We start from the raw sequence: 14,124 nt of genomic DNA, 5'->3' as shown, positions 1-14,124 counted from the left end.
CCATGCCCGCCCTTCCCCAGACGATGACCGTGATCGGCATCACGGCACCCGGCGGCCCCGACGTCCTGCGGCCGGAAACCCGCCCTGTGCCGCAGCCGGGCCCGGGCGAGATCCTCGTCGCCGTCGCCGCCGCCGGCATCAACCGGCCGGACGTCTTGCAGCGCCAGGGCGGCTACAATCCGCCGCCGGGCGCCTCCGACATTCCCGGGCTCGAATTCGCCGGCACCGTCGTGGGGCGCGGCCCGGGGGCGACGCGCTTCGCGCCCGGCGAGGCGGTCTGCGCCCTCGTCGCCGGGGGCGGCTATGCCGAATACGCGGTGGTGCATGAGAGCAATGCCCTGCCGGTGCCGGAAGGGCTGTCGCTGGTCGAGGCCGGCGCCGTGCCGGAAACCTATTTCACCGTCTGGAGCAACGTCTTCCAGCGCGGGCGGCTGCAGGCCGGCGAGAGCTTCCTCGTCCATGGCGGCTCCTCGGGCATCGGCACCACGGCGATCCAGCTCGCCAAGGCCTTCGGCGCGACGGTGCTGGCGACCGCCGGTTCCGCCGAGAAGTGCCGGGCCTGCCGCGCTCTCGGCGCCGACAACGCCATCGACTATCGCAGCGAGGATTTCGTCGCGGCGGCGAAGGCCGCGACCGGCGGGCGCGGCGTGAACCTGATCCTCGACATGGTCGGCGGCGACTATATCGACCGCAACTACGAGGCCGCGGCCGACCAGGGCCGCATCGTCCAGATCGCCTTCCTCAACGGCCCGAAGGCCAGCGCCAATTTCAGCCGGCTGATGCTGAAGCGGCTGACCCATACAGGCTCGACCCTGCGTCCGCGCACCGTGGCCGAGAAGGCCGCCATCGCCGCCGAGCTCCAGGAGAAGGTCTGGCCGCTGCTGCAGGCCGGGCGCTGCAAGCCGCAGGTGCACGCGACCTTCCCGCTCGCCGAGGCGGCGGAAGCGCACCGGCTGATGGAATCGAGCGCCCATATCGGCAAGATCGTGCTGACGGTGTGAGGGCCGCATTGCGAGGAGCGCGCGCGTCACGCACGCTTTTCGTGGACACCGGCCACGCCCTCGCCTATAAGGCGCGCCATCCTGCTCATCGTCGATGATTTGGATGGCCGGCCGAGGAGGCCGGTCGGCGCATGAGAGCTATTGTCCGCGACCTAAGCCCTGCCGAGCCTGCGACGGCGCCAGGGCATTTCAGGAGACGCCCGTGTCACAAACCCCGCTGATGCCCAAGGCCACCGCGGTCTGGTTGGTCGAGAACACCTCGCTGACCTTCGAGCAGATCGCCGAGTTCTGCAAGCTGCACCCGCTCGAGGTGCGCGGCATCGCCGATGGCGAGGTGGCGGCCGGCATCAAGGGCCTCGACCCGATCACCTCGGGCCAGCTCACCCGCGAGGAGCTGGAGCGCGCCGCCAAGAACCCGAACCACCAGTTGCGCCTCGCCGAGCGCAAGGTGAAGGTGCCCGAGATCAAGCGCACCAAGGGCCCGCGCTACACCCCGGTCTCGAAGCGCCAGGACCGGCCGAACGCCATCCTCTGGCTGCTGCGCAACCACCCCGAGCTCAAGGACGCGCAGATCATCCGCCTGATCGGCACGACCAAGTCGACCATCGCGCAGATCCGCGACCGCACCCACTGGAACGCCCAGTCGCTGACGCCGATCGACCCGGTCAGCCTCGGCCTGTGCTCGCAGATCGACCTGGATTTCGAGGTGGCCCGCGCCGCCAAGGACCGCCCGGCCGCGCTGGCCGAGGCCGGCTCGACCCTGCTCTCCGCCGAGGAGACCACGGCCCCCGAGCCCGTCCACGCCGAGCCGCAGCCCTTCGCCGATATGAGCCGGCCGAAGCGCGAGGAGGAGGCGCAGATCGACGTCGATTCCGTCTTCGCCAAGCTCAAGCAGCTCAAGCGCACGGATGACGAGGACGACGAGGGCTGAGGCCCTCGGAGCTCCATCCCGCAACGCCTTCATCCCGGACAGGCCGCGTCGGCGGCGCCGATCCGGGATGACCCCGTAGCGGTTCCCGGGGTCCCTACCCGATCCCCCTGCCCTTCAGCGCCGTGCCGATCTCGGCCAGCACCGCGACGTCCTCGATCGTCGCCGGCACGGCGTAGTCCTCGCCATCGGCGATCTTCTTCATCGTCGCGCGCAGGATCTTGCCGGAGCGGGTCTTCGGCAGCCGGCCCACCGTCACCGCCAGCTTGAAGGCCGCCACCGGGCCGATCCGCTCGCGCACCAGCGCGACCAGCTCGCGCTCGATCTCCTCCTGCGACTGGCTGACGCCGGCCTTGAGCACGACGAAGCCGCAGGGCTGCTCGCCCTTGAGCGCGTCGCGGATGCCGACGACCGCACATTCCGCCACGGCGGCATGCGCCGCCAGCACCTCCTCCATGCCGCCGGTCGAGAGCCGGTGACCGGCGACGTTGATGATGTCGTCGGTGCGGCCCATGATGAAGACATAGCCGTCCGCGTCGATGAAGCCGGCATCCGAGGTGTTGTAGAAGCCCGGATAGGTCGCGAGATAGCTGTCCTCGAAGCGGGCATCGTCGTTCCAGAGCGTCGGCAGCGCGCCCGGCGGCAGCGGCAGCTTCAGCACGATCGCGCCCATCGTGCCCGGCGCGACCGGATGGCCGCCCTCGTCGAGGCACCGCACGTCCCAGCCCGGCAGCGGCACGGTCGGCGAGCCGTGCTTGATCGGCAGCAGGCCGAGGCCCAGCGGGTTGCCGACGATGGGCGAGCCGCTTTCGGTCTGCCACCAATGGTCGATCACCGGCACCCCGAGCAGGTCCTCGGCCCATTTCAGCGTCTCGGGATCGGCCCGCTCGCCGGCGAGGAACAATGCCTTGAAGCGCGACAGGTCGTGGCCGGCAAGATGCTTGCCCTGCGGGTCCTCCTTGCGGATGGCGCGGAAGGCGGTCGGCGCCGTGAACAGCGCCTTGACGCCATGCTCGGCCACGACGCGCCAGAAGGCGCCGGGATCGGGCGTGCCGACCGGCTTGCCCTCGTAGAGCACGGTGGTCGCGCCCTGGATCAGCGGCGCGTAGACGATGTAGCCGTGGCCGACCACCCAGCCGACATCGGAGGCGGTGAACATCACCTCGCCCGGCCCGACGTCGTAGAGCTGGTCCATCGTCTCCTTGAGCACGACCATGTGGCCGCCATTGTCGCGCACCACGCCCTTGGGCCGGCCGGTCGTGCCGGAGGTGTAGAGGATGTAGAGCGGGTCGGTCGCCGCGACCTCGACGCATTCCGCCTGGCGCCCCGCCGCCTTGGCGGCGGCGACGAGGCTGCGCCAGTTCCTGTCGCGGCTCGCCTGCATCGAGGCCTCGGCCTGCGGCCGCTGCAGCACGACGCAGGCCTCCGGCTTGTGCCGGGCCATTTCGATCGCCCCGTCGAGCAGGGGCTTGTATTCGACCACGCGGGTCGGCTCGACGCCGCAGCTCGCGGTCAGGATCACCTTGGGCGTGGCGTCGTCGATGCGCGTCGCCAGCTCCTTGGCCGCGAAGCCGCCGAACACCACCGAATGCACGGCGCCGATGCGCGCGCAGGCCAGCATGGCGAAGGCGGCCTCCGGCACCATCGGCATGTAGACGATGACGCGGTCGCCCTTGCCGACGCCGAGGTCCTGGAGCACGGCGGCGAGCGCCGCGACCTCCTCCAGCATCTGGGCATAGGTGTAGCGCGCCTTGGTCGCGGTGACGGGGCTGTCGTAGATCAGCGCCGTCTGCCCGCCGCGGCCGTCGCGCACATGCCGGTCGAGCGCGTTGAAGCAGGTGTTGCAGGTCGCGTCGGGAAACCAGCGGCCATAGATCCCCGCCGCGGGGTCGAAGGCCTTCTGCGGCGGCCTGATCCAGTCGATCCCCTTGGCGACCTCCAGCCAATAGGCGGCCGGATCGGCCTGCCAGCGCGCATAGGTTTCGCGATAGGCCGAGGATGAGGGCGCGGGCGCCGCATGCGAGGCATTCATCGGAAGCGTTCCTCTTCGCCGGGTTTCGTCCTAAAGCCTCGCGGGCGGGCCGGCGGTTCGCGAGGCGGTTTTGCCGGGAACCCTGCGCATTCCGCCCGCCTGGCGCAAGCACCGCCGTCTCAGACTTTCGCCCATCCGCCTTTCCCGCCCGCGAAATCCGGTCCGCCATGACCTTCGACGCCGCCTTCTTCGCCGCCATGGTGCCGGCCGTCATCCTGATGGGGCTGTCGAAGGGCGGTTTCGCCGGCCTGGGCCTGCTCTCGCTGCCGCTGATGGCGCTGGTCGTCTCGCCGGTGACGGCGGCCGCGATCATGCTGCCGCTGCTGATCGCGCAGGACGTGGTGACGGTCTGGTCCTATCGCCGCGAATTCGACCTGCGCAACCTCGCGACGCTGGCGCCCGGCGCCTTCATCGGCGTGCTCGCCGGCTATCTCCTGGCCGCGCAGGTCTCCGACGCCGCGGTCGGGCTGGCGGTCGGGGCGATCTCGATCGGCTTCGCGCTGCGGCGCATGCTCGGCGACGGGCGCCGCGAGCCGGTGGTGACGCGGGCGCGCTGGGGGGCGGGCAGCCTCTGGGGCTTCGTCTGCGGCTTCACCAGCATGATCGCCCATGCCGGCGGCCCGCCCTTCCAGATCTACGTCATGCCGCAGAGGCTGCCGCCGGCGGTCTTCGTCGGCACCGGGGCGATCTTCTTCGCCGCGATGAACCTGGTGAAGGTCGTGCCCTATCTCGCGCTCGGCCAGTTCAGCGCCGCGAATCTCCTCGCCTCGGCGGCGCTGCTGCCGGTCGCCGTCGCCGCGACCTTCGCCGGCGTCTGGCTGGTCCGGCGCGTTCCGGCCGAGCGCTTCTACGTCTACATCTACTGGCTGCTGCTGCTGGTCGGGCTCAAGCTCGTCTTCGACGGGCTGCAGGGCCTGCATCCTTTCGCCTGAGCCCGGCTGCGCGATTGCGCCGCATCGGAAAAAAGGATGGATTACCTCGGCAGGCGCGGGCCGCTAGATCATCGCGCGTCCTTCCGGACGCGGTAACGACGATCTATCCCATTGCCGGTGCATCGGATTTTTCCGAGAAGTGGATTCCACTTCTCGGTCCGATGCTCTAGGCCTGCGCGGACGTTTCGGCAGAAGGCGCCTCCATGACCCGTTCGGCTTACGATACCGATCTCGATCGCAACCCGGCCAATCATCAGCCGCTGACGCCGCTGACCTTCCTCGAGCGCGCCGCGGCCGTCTTCCCCGACCGCACGGCGATCGTCCACGGACCGCTGCGGCGCTCCTATGCCGAGTTCTATGCCCGCGCGCGCCGCCTCGCCTCGGCGCTGGCGCGGCACGGCATCGGCAAGAACGACACCGTCGCCGCGATGCTGCCGAACACCCCGGCCATGCTCGAATGCCATTACGGCGTGCCCATGGCCGGCGCGGTGCTGAACACGCTCAACACCCGGCTCGACGCCGCGATCATCGCCTTCTCGCTCGACCATGGCGAGGCCAAGGCGCTGATCGCCGACCGCGAATTCTCGAAGACGATCCGGGAGGCGCTCGCCCTCTGCAAGGCGAAGCCCCTGGTCATCGACTATGACGACCCGGTCTATGACGGGCCGGGCGAGCGGCTGGGCAGCGTCGAATACGAGGATTTCCTGGCCTCGGGCGACCCCGGTTTCGACTGGCGGATGCCCGATGACGAATGGGACGCGATCGCGCTGAACTACACCTCCGGCACCACCGGCGACCCCAAGGGCGTGGTCTACCACCATCGCGGCGCGAGCCTGCTCGCCACCTCCAACGTCATCACCGGCAATCTCGGCCGCCATCCGGTCTATCTCTGGACGCTGCCGATGTTCCACTGCAACGGCTGGTGCTTCCCCTGGACGATCTCGATCGTCGCCGGCACCCATGTCTGCCTGCGCCAGGTCCGGGCCAGGGCGATGTACGACGCGCTCGCCGACCATGGCGTCACGCATCTGTGCGGCGCGCCGATCGTGATGTCGACGCTGCTCAACGCGCCGGCCGAGGAGCGCCGCGACTTCCCGCAGACGGTCTCCTTCTTCACCGCCGCGGCGCCGCCGCCGGAGGCCGTGCTCGCCGGCATGAAGCAGGCGGGCTTCGAGGTGACCCATCTCTACGGCCTGACCGAATGCTACGGCCCCTCCGTCGTCAACGACTGGAACGACGACTGGAACGCCCTTCCCGCCGCGGAGCAGGCCGCGAAGAAGGCGCGCCAGGGCGTGCGCTACCCGGCGCTGGAAGGGCTCGACGTGCTCGACCCCGAGACGATGCGGCCCGTCCCGCGCGACGGCGAGACGCTGGGCGAGGTGATGATGCGCGGCAACGTCGTGATGAAGGGCTATCTCAAGAACCCGAAATCGACCGGCGCCGCCTTCGCCGGCGGCTGGTTCCACACCGGCGACCTCGGCGTGCGCTACCCGGACGGCTACATCCAGCTCAAGGACCGCTCGAAGGACATCATCATCTCGGGCGGGGAGAACATCTCCTCGATCGAGGTCGAGGACGCGCTCTACAAGCACCCGGCGGTGCAGGCGGCGGCGGTGGTGGCCCGGCCGGACGAGAAATGGGGCGAGACGCCCTGCGCCTTCGTCGAATTGAAGCCGGGCAAGCCCGCGACGGAGGCCGAGCTCGTCGCCTGGTGCCGGGAGCACCTGGCCGCGTTCAAATGCCCGCGCACGGTGGTCTTCACCGAGATCCCCAAGACCTCGACCGGCAAGATCCAGAAGTTCCGCCTGCGCGAGATGGCGCGCGCGCTCTGAAGCGCGCTGTGTCGACGCGGAGATCCGAGGTTCATGCCCGAACCTCCATCGGAAACGCTCCGGCATGGGTCCCGGGTCAAGCCCGGCATGACACCGCGTTTCCTCGTAAATCAGCATGCCACCGGCAAGCGCGGCCGCCCCGGGCGAAACCCGGGACGGCCAGCTAGAAAGACCACGGCACGCTGCGCCCGCTCGCCTCCGCGGGCCTCAGGCGGCGCCGTGCAGGCTGCCGCCGGGCGTATAGCGGTCGACGGCGTCGGGCAGGACCTTGGAAAGCCGCGCCAGCAGGTCCTCGCGCGAAAGCCCGGTCTGCTTGGCGATGGCGTCGAGCACCTCCGGCCCGAGCGCCTGCTCGAGATCTGACGGGGCGACGTCCTGGTTGGGCCCGGTCCCGACCCAGGAATTGGCCTTGTCGCCCTGCCCGGCCTGGTTGAAGCGGTCGACCAGCTCACCGAGGCCGCTGCTCAGGACCGCGCCGGCCCCGCCGGCGCCGAGGAGACCGCCGAGCCCGCCGAGAAGCCCGCCGCCCGCCTGCTGCTCCGGGGCCTGGCCGGCGGCCTGTCCGCCGCCGGCCGGCGGAGCTTCCTGCCCGCCGCCGACATTGTTGCGGAACCAGTCGGCGATCTGGTCGCGATGCTGGTAGCCGGCGACGGCGAGGAGGCCCAGCAGGGCGGTTAGCGACGGGAAGCCGCTGCTCTTGCCATCATTGCTCACGAGACGCTCTCCTTCTTCGAACTCAGCGGGGATCAGACGGAACTGCGGCGTCCACTGATCATCGCCCAAACCAACAGGACGATGACGGCGCCGACGACCGCGCCGATCAGCCCAGCTCCTTCGCCCGGCGCGTACCAGCCCAGGGACTGGCCGAGATAGGTCGCCACGAAGGCGCCGACGATGCCCAGGATCGTCGTCAGGATGAAGCCCGACGGCTCGTTCGAGCCCGGCGTGACGAACTTCGCGATGATGCCTGCGATGAAGCCGATGATGATGGTCCAGATGATGCCCATGCTCGCCCTCCCATGCTGAGGCGCCGCGCTTGAACGGCGGTGCCGCAGCGCCACGCCTGAACGGCCCTGCGGCGGAAAGGTTCCATCGGGAGCGCGCCGGCGCGCAAAAAAGAACCGGCCCGCGGAGGGCCGGTTCGATACCGCATCAAACGATGCGCCATGGGCTGGCGCTATGGTCTCCTGTTCAATGGAGGGTCGGCTCCGGCATGGTCAGCCTGACGCGCTCGATCTCGTCCTTCAGCAACAACTTCTTCCGCTTCAGCTCCGCGACTGTGAGATCGCTCGATGAGGGACTCGCCACGGCCTGAGCGATCGCATCTTCGAGTTGGCGATGCTTGCGCTCGAGTTCGATGAGACGGGTCTGCAACGACATCTGGATCCTCCTGATGAGCGGTTGACCGGGCCAGTCTGACAGAAAGCCGGCTTCGCGTCTGCCCCGCGCCGTCACACGGCATTCATGAGATTCTGTGATCCTGCCCGGCCGATCTTGCGGGAAGCGGTGATTATGGCGCGTCGCGCCGGCTTGCGCCACCCCGCGCTCTTGCCGTGCGCGGGGCGGCGAAGGCATAGTCGCGCCAAACTACGGCGACGATGAGATGGCCATGGGATTCGAGCTCAGCCCGGAAGAGGTCGAGACCTTCACCGCGGAGCTGGCGCGGCTGCGCGAGGAGCACAGCGATCTCGACAGCGCCATCGACGCGCTGGAGCGCGTCGGCCCGGTCAACCAGATCCAGGTGCAGCGGCTGAAGAAGCGCAAGCTCTATCTGAAGGACCGCATCGCCCAGATCGAGGACGCGCTGACGCCGGACATCATCGCCTGAGCCCGGCAGCCGCCGTCCGCTGCGGCCGATTCCGGGCTTGCCTATCGGATGCGGGGCGGTCTAGATCGCGCGCTTCCCGAGGCGGAGCCCCGAGCATCCATGGCCCAGACCAGCCCCCCCGTCGCCATCATCATGGGCAGCGAGTCCGACTGGGCGACGATGCGCCATGCGGCCGAGGCGCTCGACGCCCTCGCCATCCCCTACGACGCCCGCATCGTCTCGGCCCACCGCACGCCGGAGCGGCTCTTCGCCTTCGCCAGGGGCGCCAAGGCCGAGGGCTTCAAGGTGGTGATCGCCGGCGCCGGCGGCGCCGCCCACCTGCCCGGAATGGCCGCCTCGCTGACGCCGCTGCCGGTCTTCGGCGTGCCGGTCGAATCGAAGGCGCTCTCGGGGCAGGACAGCCTGCTCTCCATCGTCCAGATGCCGGCCGGTATCCCGGTCGGCACGCTCGCCATCGGGCGGGCCGGCGCGGTCAACGCCGCGCTGCTGGCCGCCGCCGTGCTCGCCCTCTCGGACGAGGCGCTGGCGGCGCGGCTCGACGCCTATCGCGCCCGCCAGAGCGAGGCCATCGCCGAGCGCCCGCGCCGGGACGAGGCATGAGCGCGCCCGTCCCGACCGGCCTCGCCCCCGGCGCCATGCTGGGCATCCTCGGCGGCGGGCAGCTCGCCCGCATGATCGCGCTCGCCGCGGCCGATCTCGGCATACGCTGCCACATCTTCGCGCCGGAAGCGGACAGCCCGGCCTTCGACGTCGCCGCCCGCCACACCATCGCCGGCTATGACGACGAGGCGGCGCTGGCCCGCTTCGCCGACACCGTCGACGTCGTGACCTACGAGTTCGAGAACGTGCCGGCGGCCACCGCCGCCTTCCTGGCGGCGCGCACGCCGCTGCATCCGGGCGCCCGCGCGCTCGCGGTGACGCAGGACCGCCTCAGCGAGAAGAGCTTCGTCGACGGCCTCGGCCTCGCCGTCGCTCCCTTCCGCGCCGTCGATTCGCTGGCCGATCTCGAAGAGGCGGTGGCGGCGCTCGGCCGGCCCTCGGTGCTGAAGACCCGCCGCTTCGGCTATGACGGCAAGGGCCAGGTCAAGATCGCGCCCGGCACCGACCTCGCCGACGCCTATGAGACGATCGGGCGCTTCCCCGCGATCCTCGAAGGCTTCGTGCCCTTCGAGCGCGAGGTCTCGGTCGTCGCGGCGCGCGGGCTCGACGGCGCCTTCGCCGCTTTCGACGTCTGCGAGAACGAGCATCGCGACCACATCCTCGCCTTCACCCGCGTTCCGGCGCAGCTCGGCGCGGCGGCGGCCGCCGCCGCGATCGACGCCGCCCGCCGCATCGGCGAGGCGCTGGGCTATGTCGGCGTCTTCGCCGTCGAGATGTTCGTGCTGGCCGAGGGCGGCGCCGAGCGCGTGATCGTCAACGAGATCGCCCCGCGCGTGCACAATTCCGGGCACTGGACCAGCGAGGGCGCCGACACCTCGCAGTTCCACCAGCATGTCCGCGCCGTCTGCGGCTTCCCGCTCGGCTCGCCGGCGCGGCGGGGCCGGGCCGAGATGGAGAATCTGATCGGCGAGGCCGCGCTGCGCTGGCGCGAGATCCTGGCCGAGCCGGGCGCGCATCTGCATCTCTACGGCAAGCGCGACGCCCGGCCGGGCCGCAAGATGGGCCATGTCACGCGCATCCGGGCCGAGCGCTGACGCGACCCGGCCCGGGCGCGATCAAAAACCGGCGAGGCTGCATTTTCGCCGCGCCCTGCCGTGGACAGCCGGACGGAATCCTGTTATCGGCACGGACCTTCGCGCGATCCGCATAGCGGCGTCGCCGGCCCGCATCATTGGATCAACTCGTTAAAGACGGACACTCACGTGCAGGTTCTCGTTCGCGACAACAATGTCGACCAGGCTCTTCGCGCCCTCAAGAAGAAGATGCAGCGCGAAGGCATCTTCCGCGAGATGAAGCTCCGCGGCCATTACGAGAAGCCCTCCGAGAAGAAGGCGCGCGAGAAGGCCGAGGCCGTCCGCCGCGCCCGCAAGCTGGTGCGCAAGAAGATGCAGCGCGAAGGCCTGCTGCCGGCGCCGGCCAAGGCCAAGCGCCCCTGATCCTCGCCGGGCCGCCTCGCGCGGCCCAGGATGGGGCCGAGAATGACAGGCGCCTGGAGTCCGCTCCGGGCGTTCTTGTTTTTCAGGCGCGTTAACCAAGTTTTGGCTTGTTCCGGTAGTTTTCTCTGGAGAGACGCCGTTCGGCCCCGGCAGCGGGCCGGGAGGCGCGATCACGCCGCGGCGGGCTTGCGGGCCCGGCTTCCGCTGGACGGGAGCGCCGCGACAGGCGAAACACGGGACCGACGAGGCCGAGATCGATGAGGCGAAGCATGATCCGAGGCAGTTATTGGTTGGCGGCAGCCGGCATGGCCGTGGCGCTGGCCGGGTGCGACAGCGTTTCCGGCATCTCCTCCCAGCCCTCCGTGGCCGTGCTCGACACCAGCGCCGGCGCCGATGCGAGCGTCAATATCGGCTCGCTGAGCGAGGTCATCAGCCGCAACCCGAACGATCCGGGCGCCTACAACACCCGCGGCGCCGCCTATGCCCGCGTCGGCCGCTATTCGGATGCGATCAGCGACTTCACCAAGGCGGTGCAGCTCGACCCCAATCTCGCTTCCGCCTATACGAATCGCGGCCTGGCCCTGCGCCAGAGCGGGCGCAACGACGCCGCCATGGCCGATTTCAACAAGGCCACCACCGCCAACCCGAACTACGCGCCGGCCTATGTCGCCCGCGCCAACCTGCTGCGCCAGCAGGGCAATCTGCAGCAGGCCCTGTCCGACCTCAACACGGCGATCCGGCTCAACCCCGAATCGGCCGAGGCGTTCCATGCCCGCGGCCTCGTCTACCAGAAGGAAGGGCAGAACCAGCACGCCGTCACCGATTTCGACTCGGTGATCGACCGCAACCCCTACACCGCCCCGCCCTATATCGCCCGCGGCCAGAGCCTGAACGCGCTGGGCAAATACGATGCGGCGCTGGAGGACTTCACCGCGGCCCTCAACGTCGACAACCGCAACGCCGATGCCTGGGCCGGTCGCGGCTTCGCCCAGGAGAAGCTCGGCCAGAAATCCGAGGCCCAGCAATCCTATCAGCGCGCGCTCGGCCTCGACGGCAACAACGCCCAGGCCCGTGCCGGCCAGGCGCGGCTGGGCGGCGGCGGCGGCCTCTTCCGGAGCTGAAGGCCCGGGATACCGGAGCGACCATGAAAAAGGCCGGCGCGAACCGGCCTTTTTCATGTCTTGCCACGTCCCTCCCGGAACCGGAGGGCGGATGTCGCCGGGGACGGATTCAGTAGAGCAGCAGCGCCAGCAGCATCAGCACCAGGACGGCGACCGGAGCGCGCCAGGAAATCTTGTCCGAGGCGATGCCGACGCCGGCGGAGATCACGGCGAGAAGCGTGCCGACCAGCGCCGTGCCCCAGGCATGCTTGACGCCGCCGACCGCGAGGGCCGCCACGATCGCCAGGCTGACCGAGGTGGCGACCTCGGCGATGTGCACGAAGCCGGTATAGGTCCGCTCATGCTCGGAATAGTCCATCGAGGGGACATTGGCGTGATGGGCGTGATCGGCCATGGTCTCATCCTGACAAGAAACGGTTTCCAAAGAGCCGTGTAGCGCAGGCGCGCGAGGTCGGCAACGGAGAGCCGCGGCCGGTGCCCGTCCCACCACGGCTGCACCCCGGCCATGACCCCCGCAGTGTTGAAACCGGCCCTCGCGCGGTCTACCCGTCATCGCCACCGGGGCCTGCTCCATGCTGCCGATGCATGGCGACGCCCGACATCGAAAGCTCAGCTTGGCGGGCCGCGGCGGCGAGGAACGAGCCTCGCCGCTCCTGGGGTTGCCCCACCCGCCTCCAGGACAAGATCATGACAGTCGCAGACCTCCAGAAGCCCCCGGCCGCCGCGGCGCGCGCCGGCAAGGACAAGAAGCCGACCAGCCCCTATGTGCTGCTGTTCTGCATTCTCGTCGTCGCCGCCCTCGCCACCTGGATCATCCCCGCCGGCGAATTCCAGCGCGTGATGAAGGACGGGGTGAGCTTCGTCGTGCCCGGCAGCCTCCATGCCGTGCCGCAGCAGGGCGTGCTGCCCGGCCGCATCTTCACCGCGATCGCGACCGGCGTCGTCAATTCGGCCTCGATCATCTTCCTGATCCTGTTCACCGGCGGCACGCTCGCCGTGCTGGAGAAGACCGGCACGGTCGCCGGCGCCCTGCACCGGCTGAGCGGCGCCTCGCGCTCGGGCGACCTGACGGTGATCGTCATCGTCTGCGCCATCTTCTCGCTGCTCGGCACGCTCGGCATCGTCGCCAATTCGGTCGTGGCCTTCGTGCCGCTCGGCCTGCTGATCGCGAGCTCGATGAACCTGCCGGTCGAGTTCGGCGTCGGGCTGATCTATCTCGGCGCCTATTCCGGCTTCAATTCGGCGGTGCTGAGCCCGCTGACCACCGGCCTGTCGCAGCGCCTCGCCGAATTGCCGCTGTTCTCCGGCATGGAGCTGCGCGCCGTGGTCGGCATCGCCTTCCTGCTGGCGACGATCGCCTTCCTCGCCCTCTATGCCCGGCGCTGCCGCGCCCGCAACATTGGCGCGACCATGACCGAGGCGCAGCGCGCCGTCTCCGACAAGGCGGCCGCCTCGCAGGCGGCGATGTCCGGCGCGCAATGGCTGGCGCTCGGCCTCGCCGCGGTCTCGCTGGTCGTCTTCATCATCGGCACGCTGCGCTGGAAATGGGGCGAGCCGGAAATGACCGCGATGTTCCTGATCATCGCCATCGGCGGCGGGCTGATCTGCCGGATGGGCCCGAGCGCGATCGCCGACGAGTTCCTGCGCGGCAGCGGCAAGCTGGTGCCGGGCGCCTTCATCGTCGGCCTCGCCCGCGCCATCTCGATCGTGCTCGCCGACGGCAAGATCCTCGACCCGATCGTCAACGCGCTGTCGAGCCTGCTCGAGCCGCTCTCGCCGATGGTCGCGGCGATCGGCATGTTCGTCAGCGCCGCGGCGATGCATGTCGCGATTTCCTCGGGCTCGGGCGAATCGGCGGCGCTGATCCCGATCTTCGCGCCGCTCGGCGACGCGCTGCATCTCACCCGTCAGGTCACGGTCCAGTCGGTGCTGCTCGGCGAGGGCATCATGAACTGCATCAACCCGACCTCGGGCGTGCTGATGGCCGTGCTCGCCACCTCCGGCATCGCCTATGGCCGCTGGGTGCGTTTCGTCCTGCCGCTGGTCGGCGTCTGGTTTGTGATCTCGGTGGTCTCGCTGATCGTCGGCGTCTGGATCCACTGGGGCCCGCTCTGAAGAGCTGCGATGGGCGTTGCCGCTGCCAAGCCATCTCATCGAGATGGTTGAGCATCACGCAGCGATGAGCCCCGAATCCTCGATTGTGCAGACGGCGCGGGGAACCCCTCTCCTGTAAGGAGAGGGGCAGGGGTGAGGTGTCGGCCCTTCGACCAGTAAGCGCAACCTCACAGCGGCCGCGGTCAGGTCACGGGCACAGCGTCGAACGGCCGACCCCTCACCCTGCCCTCTCCCTACGG

General features: G+C 69.7%; 15 protein-coding genes. 10 read left to right on the top strand and 5 right to left on the bottom strand.

Features of this window, described 5'->3' with window-relative positions; translation table 11 throughout:
• Positions 1-2: 2 nt before the first annotated feature.
• Together ACWH43_RS05485 and ACWH43_RS05480 are read left to right on the top strand one after the other, a co-directional pair.
• Entirely contained in the window at positions 3-1,001 is a 999-nt protein-coding gene (locus ACWH43_RS05485; protein WP_158443456.1) for an NAD(P)H-quinone oxidoreductase, read from the top strand.
• A gap of 202 nt (positions 1,002-1,203) precedes the next feature.
• Positions 1,204-1,932, top strand: a complete 729-nt coding sequence (locus ACWH43_RS05480) for a DUF1013 domain-containing protein (protein ID WP_158443455.1) — start codon at positions 1,204-1,206, stop codon at positions 1,930-1,932.
• A gap of 94 nt (positions 1,933-2,026) precedes the next feature.
• Here the strand turns inward: ACWH43_RS05480 and ACWH43_RS05475 are convergent, their stop codons facing one another.
• Positions 2,027-3,961 (bottom strand): propionyl-CoA synthetase, encoded by a 1,935-nt coding sequence (locus tag ACWH43_RS05475; RefSeq protein ID WP_158443454.1) that lies wholly within the window; start codon positions 3,959-3,961, stop codon positions 2,027-2,029.
• 167 nt (positions 3,962-4,128) lie between these two features.
• On the opposite strand from ACWH43_RS05475, the gene ACWH43_RS05470 reads away from it, so the two are divergent.
• Positions 4,129-4,893 carry a sulfite exporter TauE/SafE family protein gene (locus ACWH43_RS05470; RefSeq protein ID WP_158443453.1) on the top strand — a complete coding sequence of 255 codons (765 nt, stop codon included), beginning with the start codon at positions 4,129-4,131 and terminating at the stop codon, positions 4,891-4,893.
• Positions 4,894-5,096: 203 nt separating this feature from the next.
• The gene (locus tag ACWH43_RS05465; protein ID WP_158443452.1) at positions 5,097-6,725 is read left to right on the top strand and encodes an acyl-CoA synthetase; all 1,629 of its coding nucleotides are present in this window, start codon (positions 5,097-5,099) and stop codon (positions 6,723-6,725) included.
• A 207-nt stretch (positions 6,726-6,932) separates the two neighbouring features.
• Here the strand turns inward: ACWH43_RS05465 and ACWH43_RS05460 are convergent, their stop codons facing one another.
• The 3 genes from ACWH43_RS05460 to ACWH43_RS05450 all read right to left on the bottom strand — a co-directional run bounded on the left by ACWH43_RS05460 (position 6,933) and on the right by ACWH43_RS05450 (position 8,105).
• Positions 6,933-7,439, bottom strand: coding sequence for a YidB family protein (locus ACWH43_RS05460; protein WP_158443451.1), 507 nt, complete (start codon positions 7,437-7,439; stop codon positions 6,933-6,935).
• A 32-nt stretch (positions 7,440-7,471) separates the two neighbouring features.
• Positions 7,472-7,732, bottom strand: coding sequence for a GlsB/YeaQ/YmgE family stress response membrane protein (locus ACWH43_RS05455; RefSeq protein ID WP_158443450.1), 261 nt, complete (start codon positions 7,730-7,732; stop codon positions 7,472-7,474).
• A 184-nt stretch (positions 7,733-7,916) separates the two neighbouring features.
• On the bottom strand, positions 7,917-8,105 hold the full coding sequence (locus tag ACWH43_RS05450) for a YdcH family protein (protein ID WP_158443449.1): 189 nt from the start codon (positions 8,103-8,105) through the stop codon (positions 7,917-7,919).
• Between the two features lie 229 nt (positions 8,106-8,334).
• On the opposite strand from ACWH43_RS05450, the gene ACWH43_RS05445 reads away from it, so the two are divergent.
• The 5 genes from ACWH43_RS05445 to ACWH43_RS05425 all read left to right on the top strand — a co-directional run bounded on the left by ACWH43_RS05445 (position 8,335) and on the right by ACWH43_RS05425 (position 11,770).
• Positions 8,335-8,553 carry a YdcH family protein gene (locus ACWH43_RS05445; RefSeq protein ID WP_158443467.1) on the top strand — a complete coding sequence of 73 codons (219 nt, stop codon included), beginning with the start codon at positions 8,335-8,337 and terminating at the stop codon, positions 8,551-8,553.
• A 99-nt stretch (positions 8,554-8,652) separates the two neighbouring features.
• Positions 8,653-9,153 carry a 5-(carboxyamino)imidazole ribonucleotide mutase gene (gene purE, locus ACWH43_RS05440; RefSeq protein WP_158443448.1) on the top strand — a complete coding sequence of 167 codons (501 nt, stop codon included), beginning with the start codon at positions 8,653-8,655 and terminating at the stop codon, positions 9,151-9,153.
• Positions 9,150-10,247, top strand: a complete 1,098-nt coding sequence (locus tag ACWH43_RS05435; protein WP_158443447.1) for a 5-(carboxyamino)imidazole ribonucleotide synthase — start codon at positions 9,150-9,152, stop codon at positions 10,245-10,247. The genes purE and ACWH43_RS05435 overlap by 4 nt, the downstream gene beginning before the upstream one ends.
• A 168-nt stretch (positions 10,248-10,415) precedes the next feature.
• Positions 10,416-10,649: a 30S ribosomal protein S21 gene (gene rpsU, locus ACWH43_RS05430; RefSeq protein ID WP_158443446.1), complete on the top strand. Its 234-nt coding sequence runs from the start codon at positions 10,416-10,418 to the stop codon at positions 10,647-10,649.
• Positions 10,650-10,918: 269 nt separating this feature from the next.
• Positions 10,919-11,770, top strand: a complete 852-nt coding sequence (locus tag ACWH43_RS05425) for a tetratricopeptide repeat protein (RefSeq protein ID WP_260349296.1) — start codon at positions 10,919-10,921, stop codon at positions 11,768-11,770.
• Between the two features lie 109 nt (positions 11,771-11,879).
• On the opposite strand, the gene ACWH43_RS05420 is transcribed toward ACWH43_RS05425, so the two are convergent.
• Positions 11,880-12,164 carry an aa3-type cytochrome c oxidase subunit IV gene (locus ACWH43_RS05420; RefSeq protein WP_448153414.1) on the bottom strand — a complete coding sequence of 95 codons (285 nt, stop codon included), beginning with the start codon at positions 12,162-12,164 and terminating at the stop codon, positions 11,880-11,882.
• A gap of 293 nt (positions 12,165-12,457) precedes the next feature.
• Between ACWH43_RS05420 and ACWH43_RS05415 the strand changes: the two genes are divergently transcribed.
• Complete coding sequence (locus ACWH43_RS05415) at positions 12,458-13,885, top strand: YfcC family protein (RefSeq protein WP_158443443.1); 1,428 nt, start codon at positions 12,458-12,460, stop codon at positions 13,883-13,885.
• Positions 13,886-14,124 lie beyond the last annotated feature (239 nt).

This window comes from Allobosea minatitlanensis (assembly GCF_964020775.1).
Note: the sequence above shows the minus strand (reverse complement) of the source record. Positions and strands in the feature narration are given on the sequence as shown.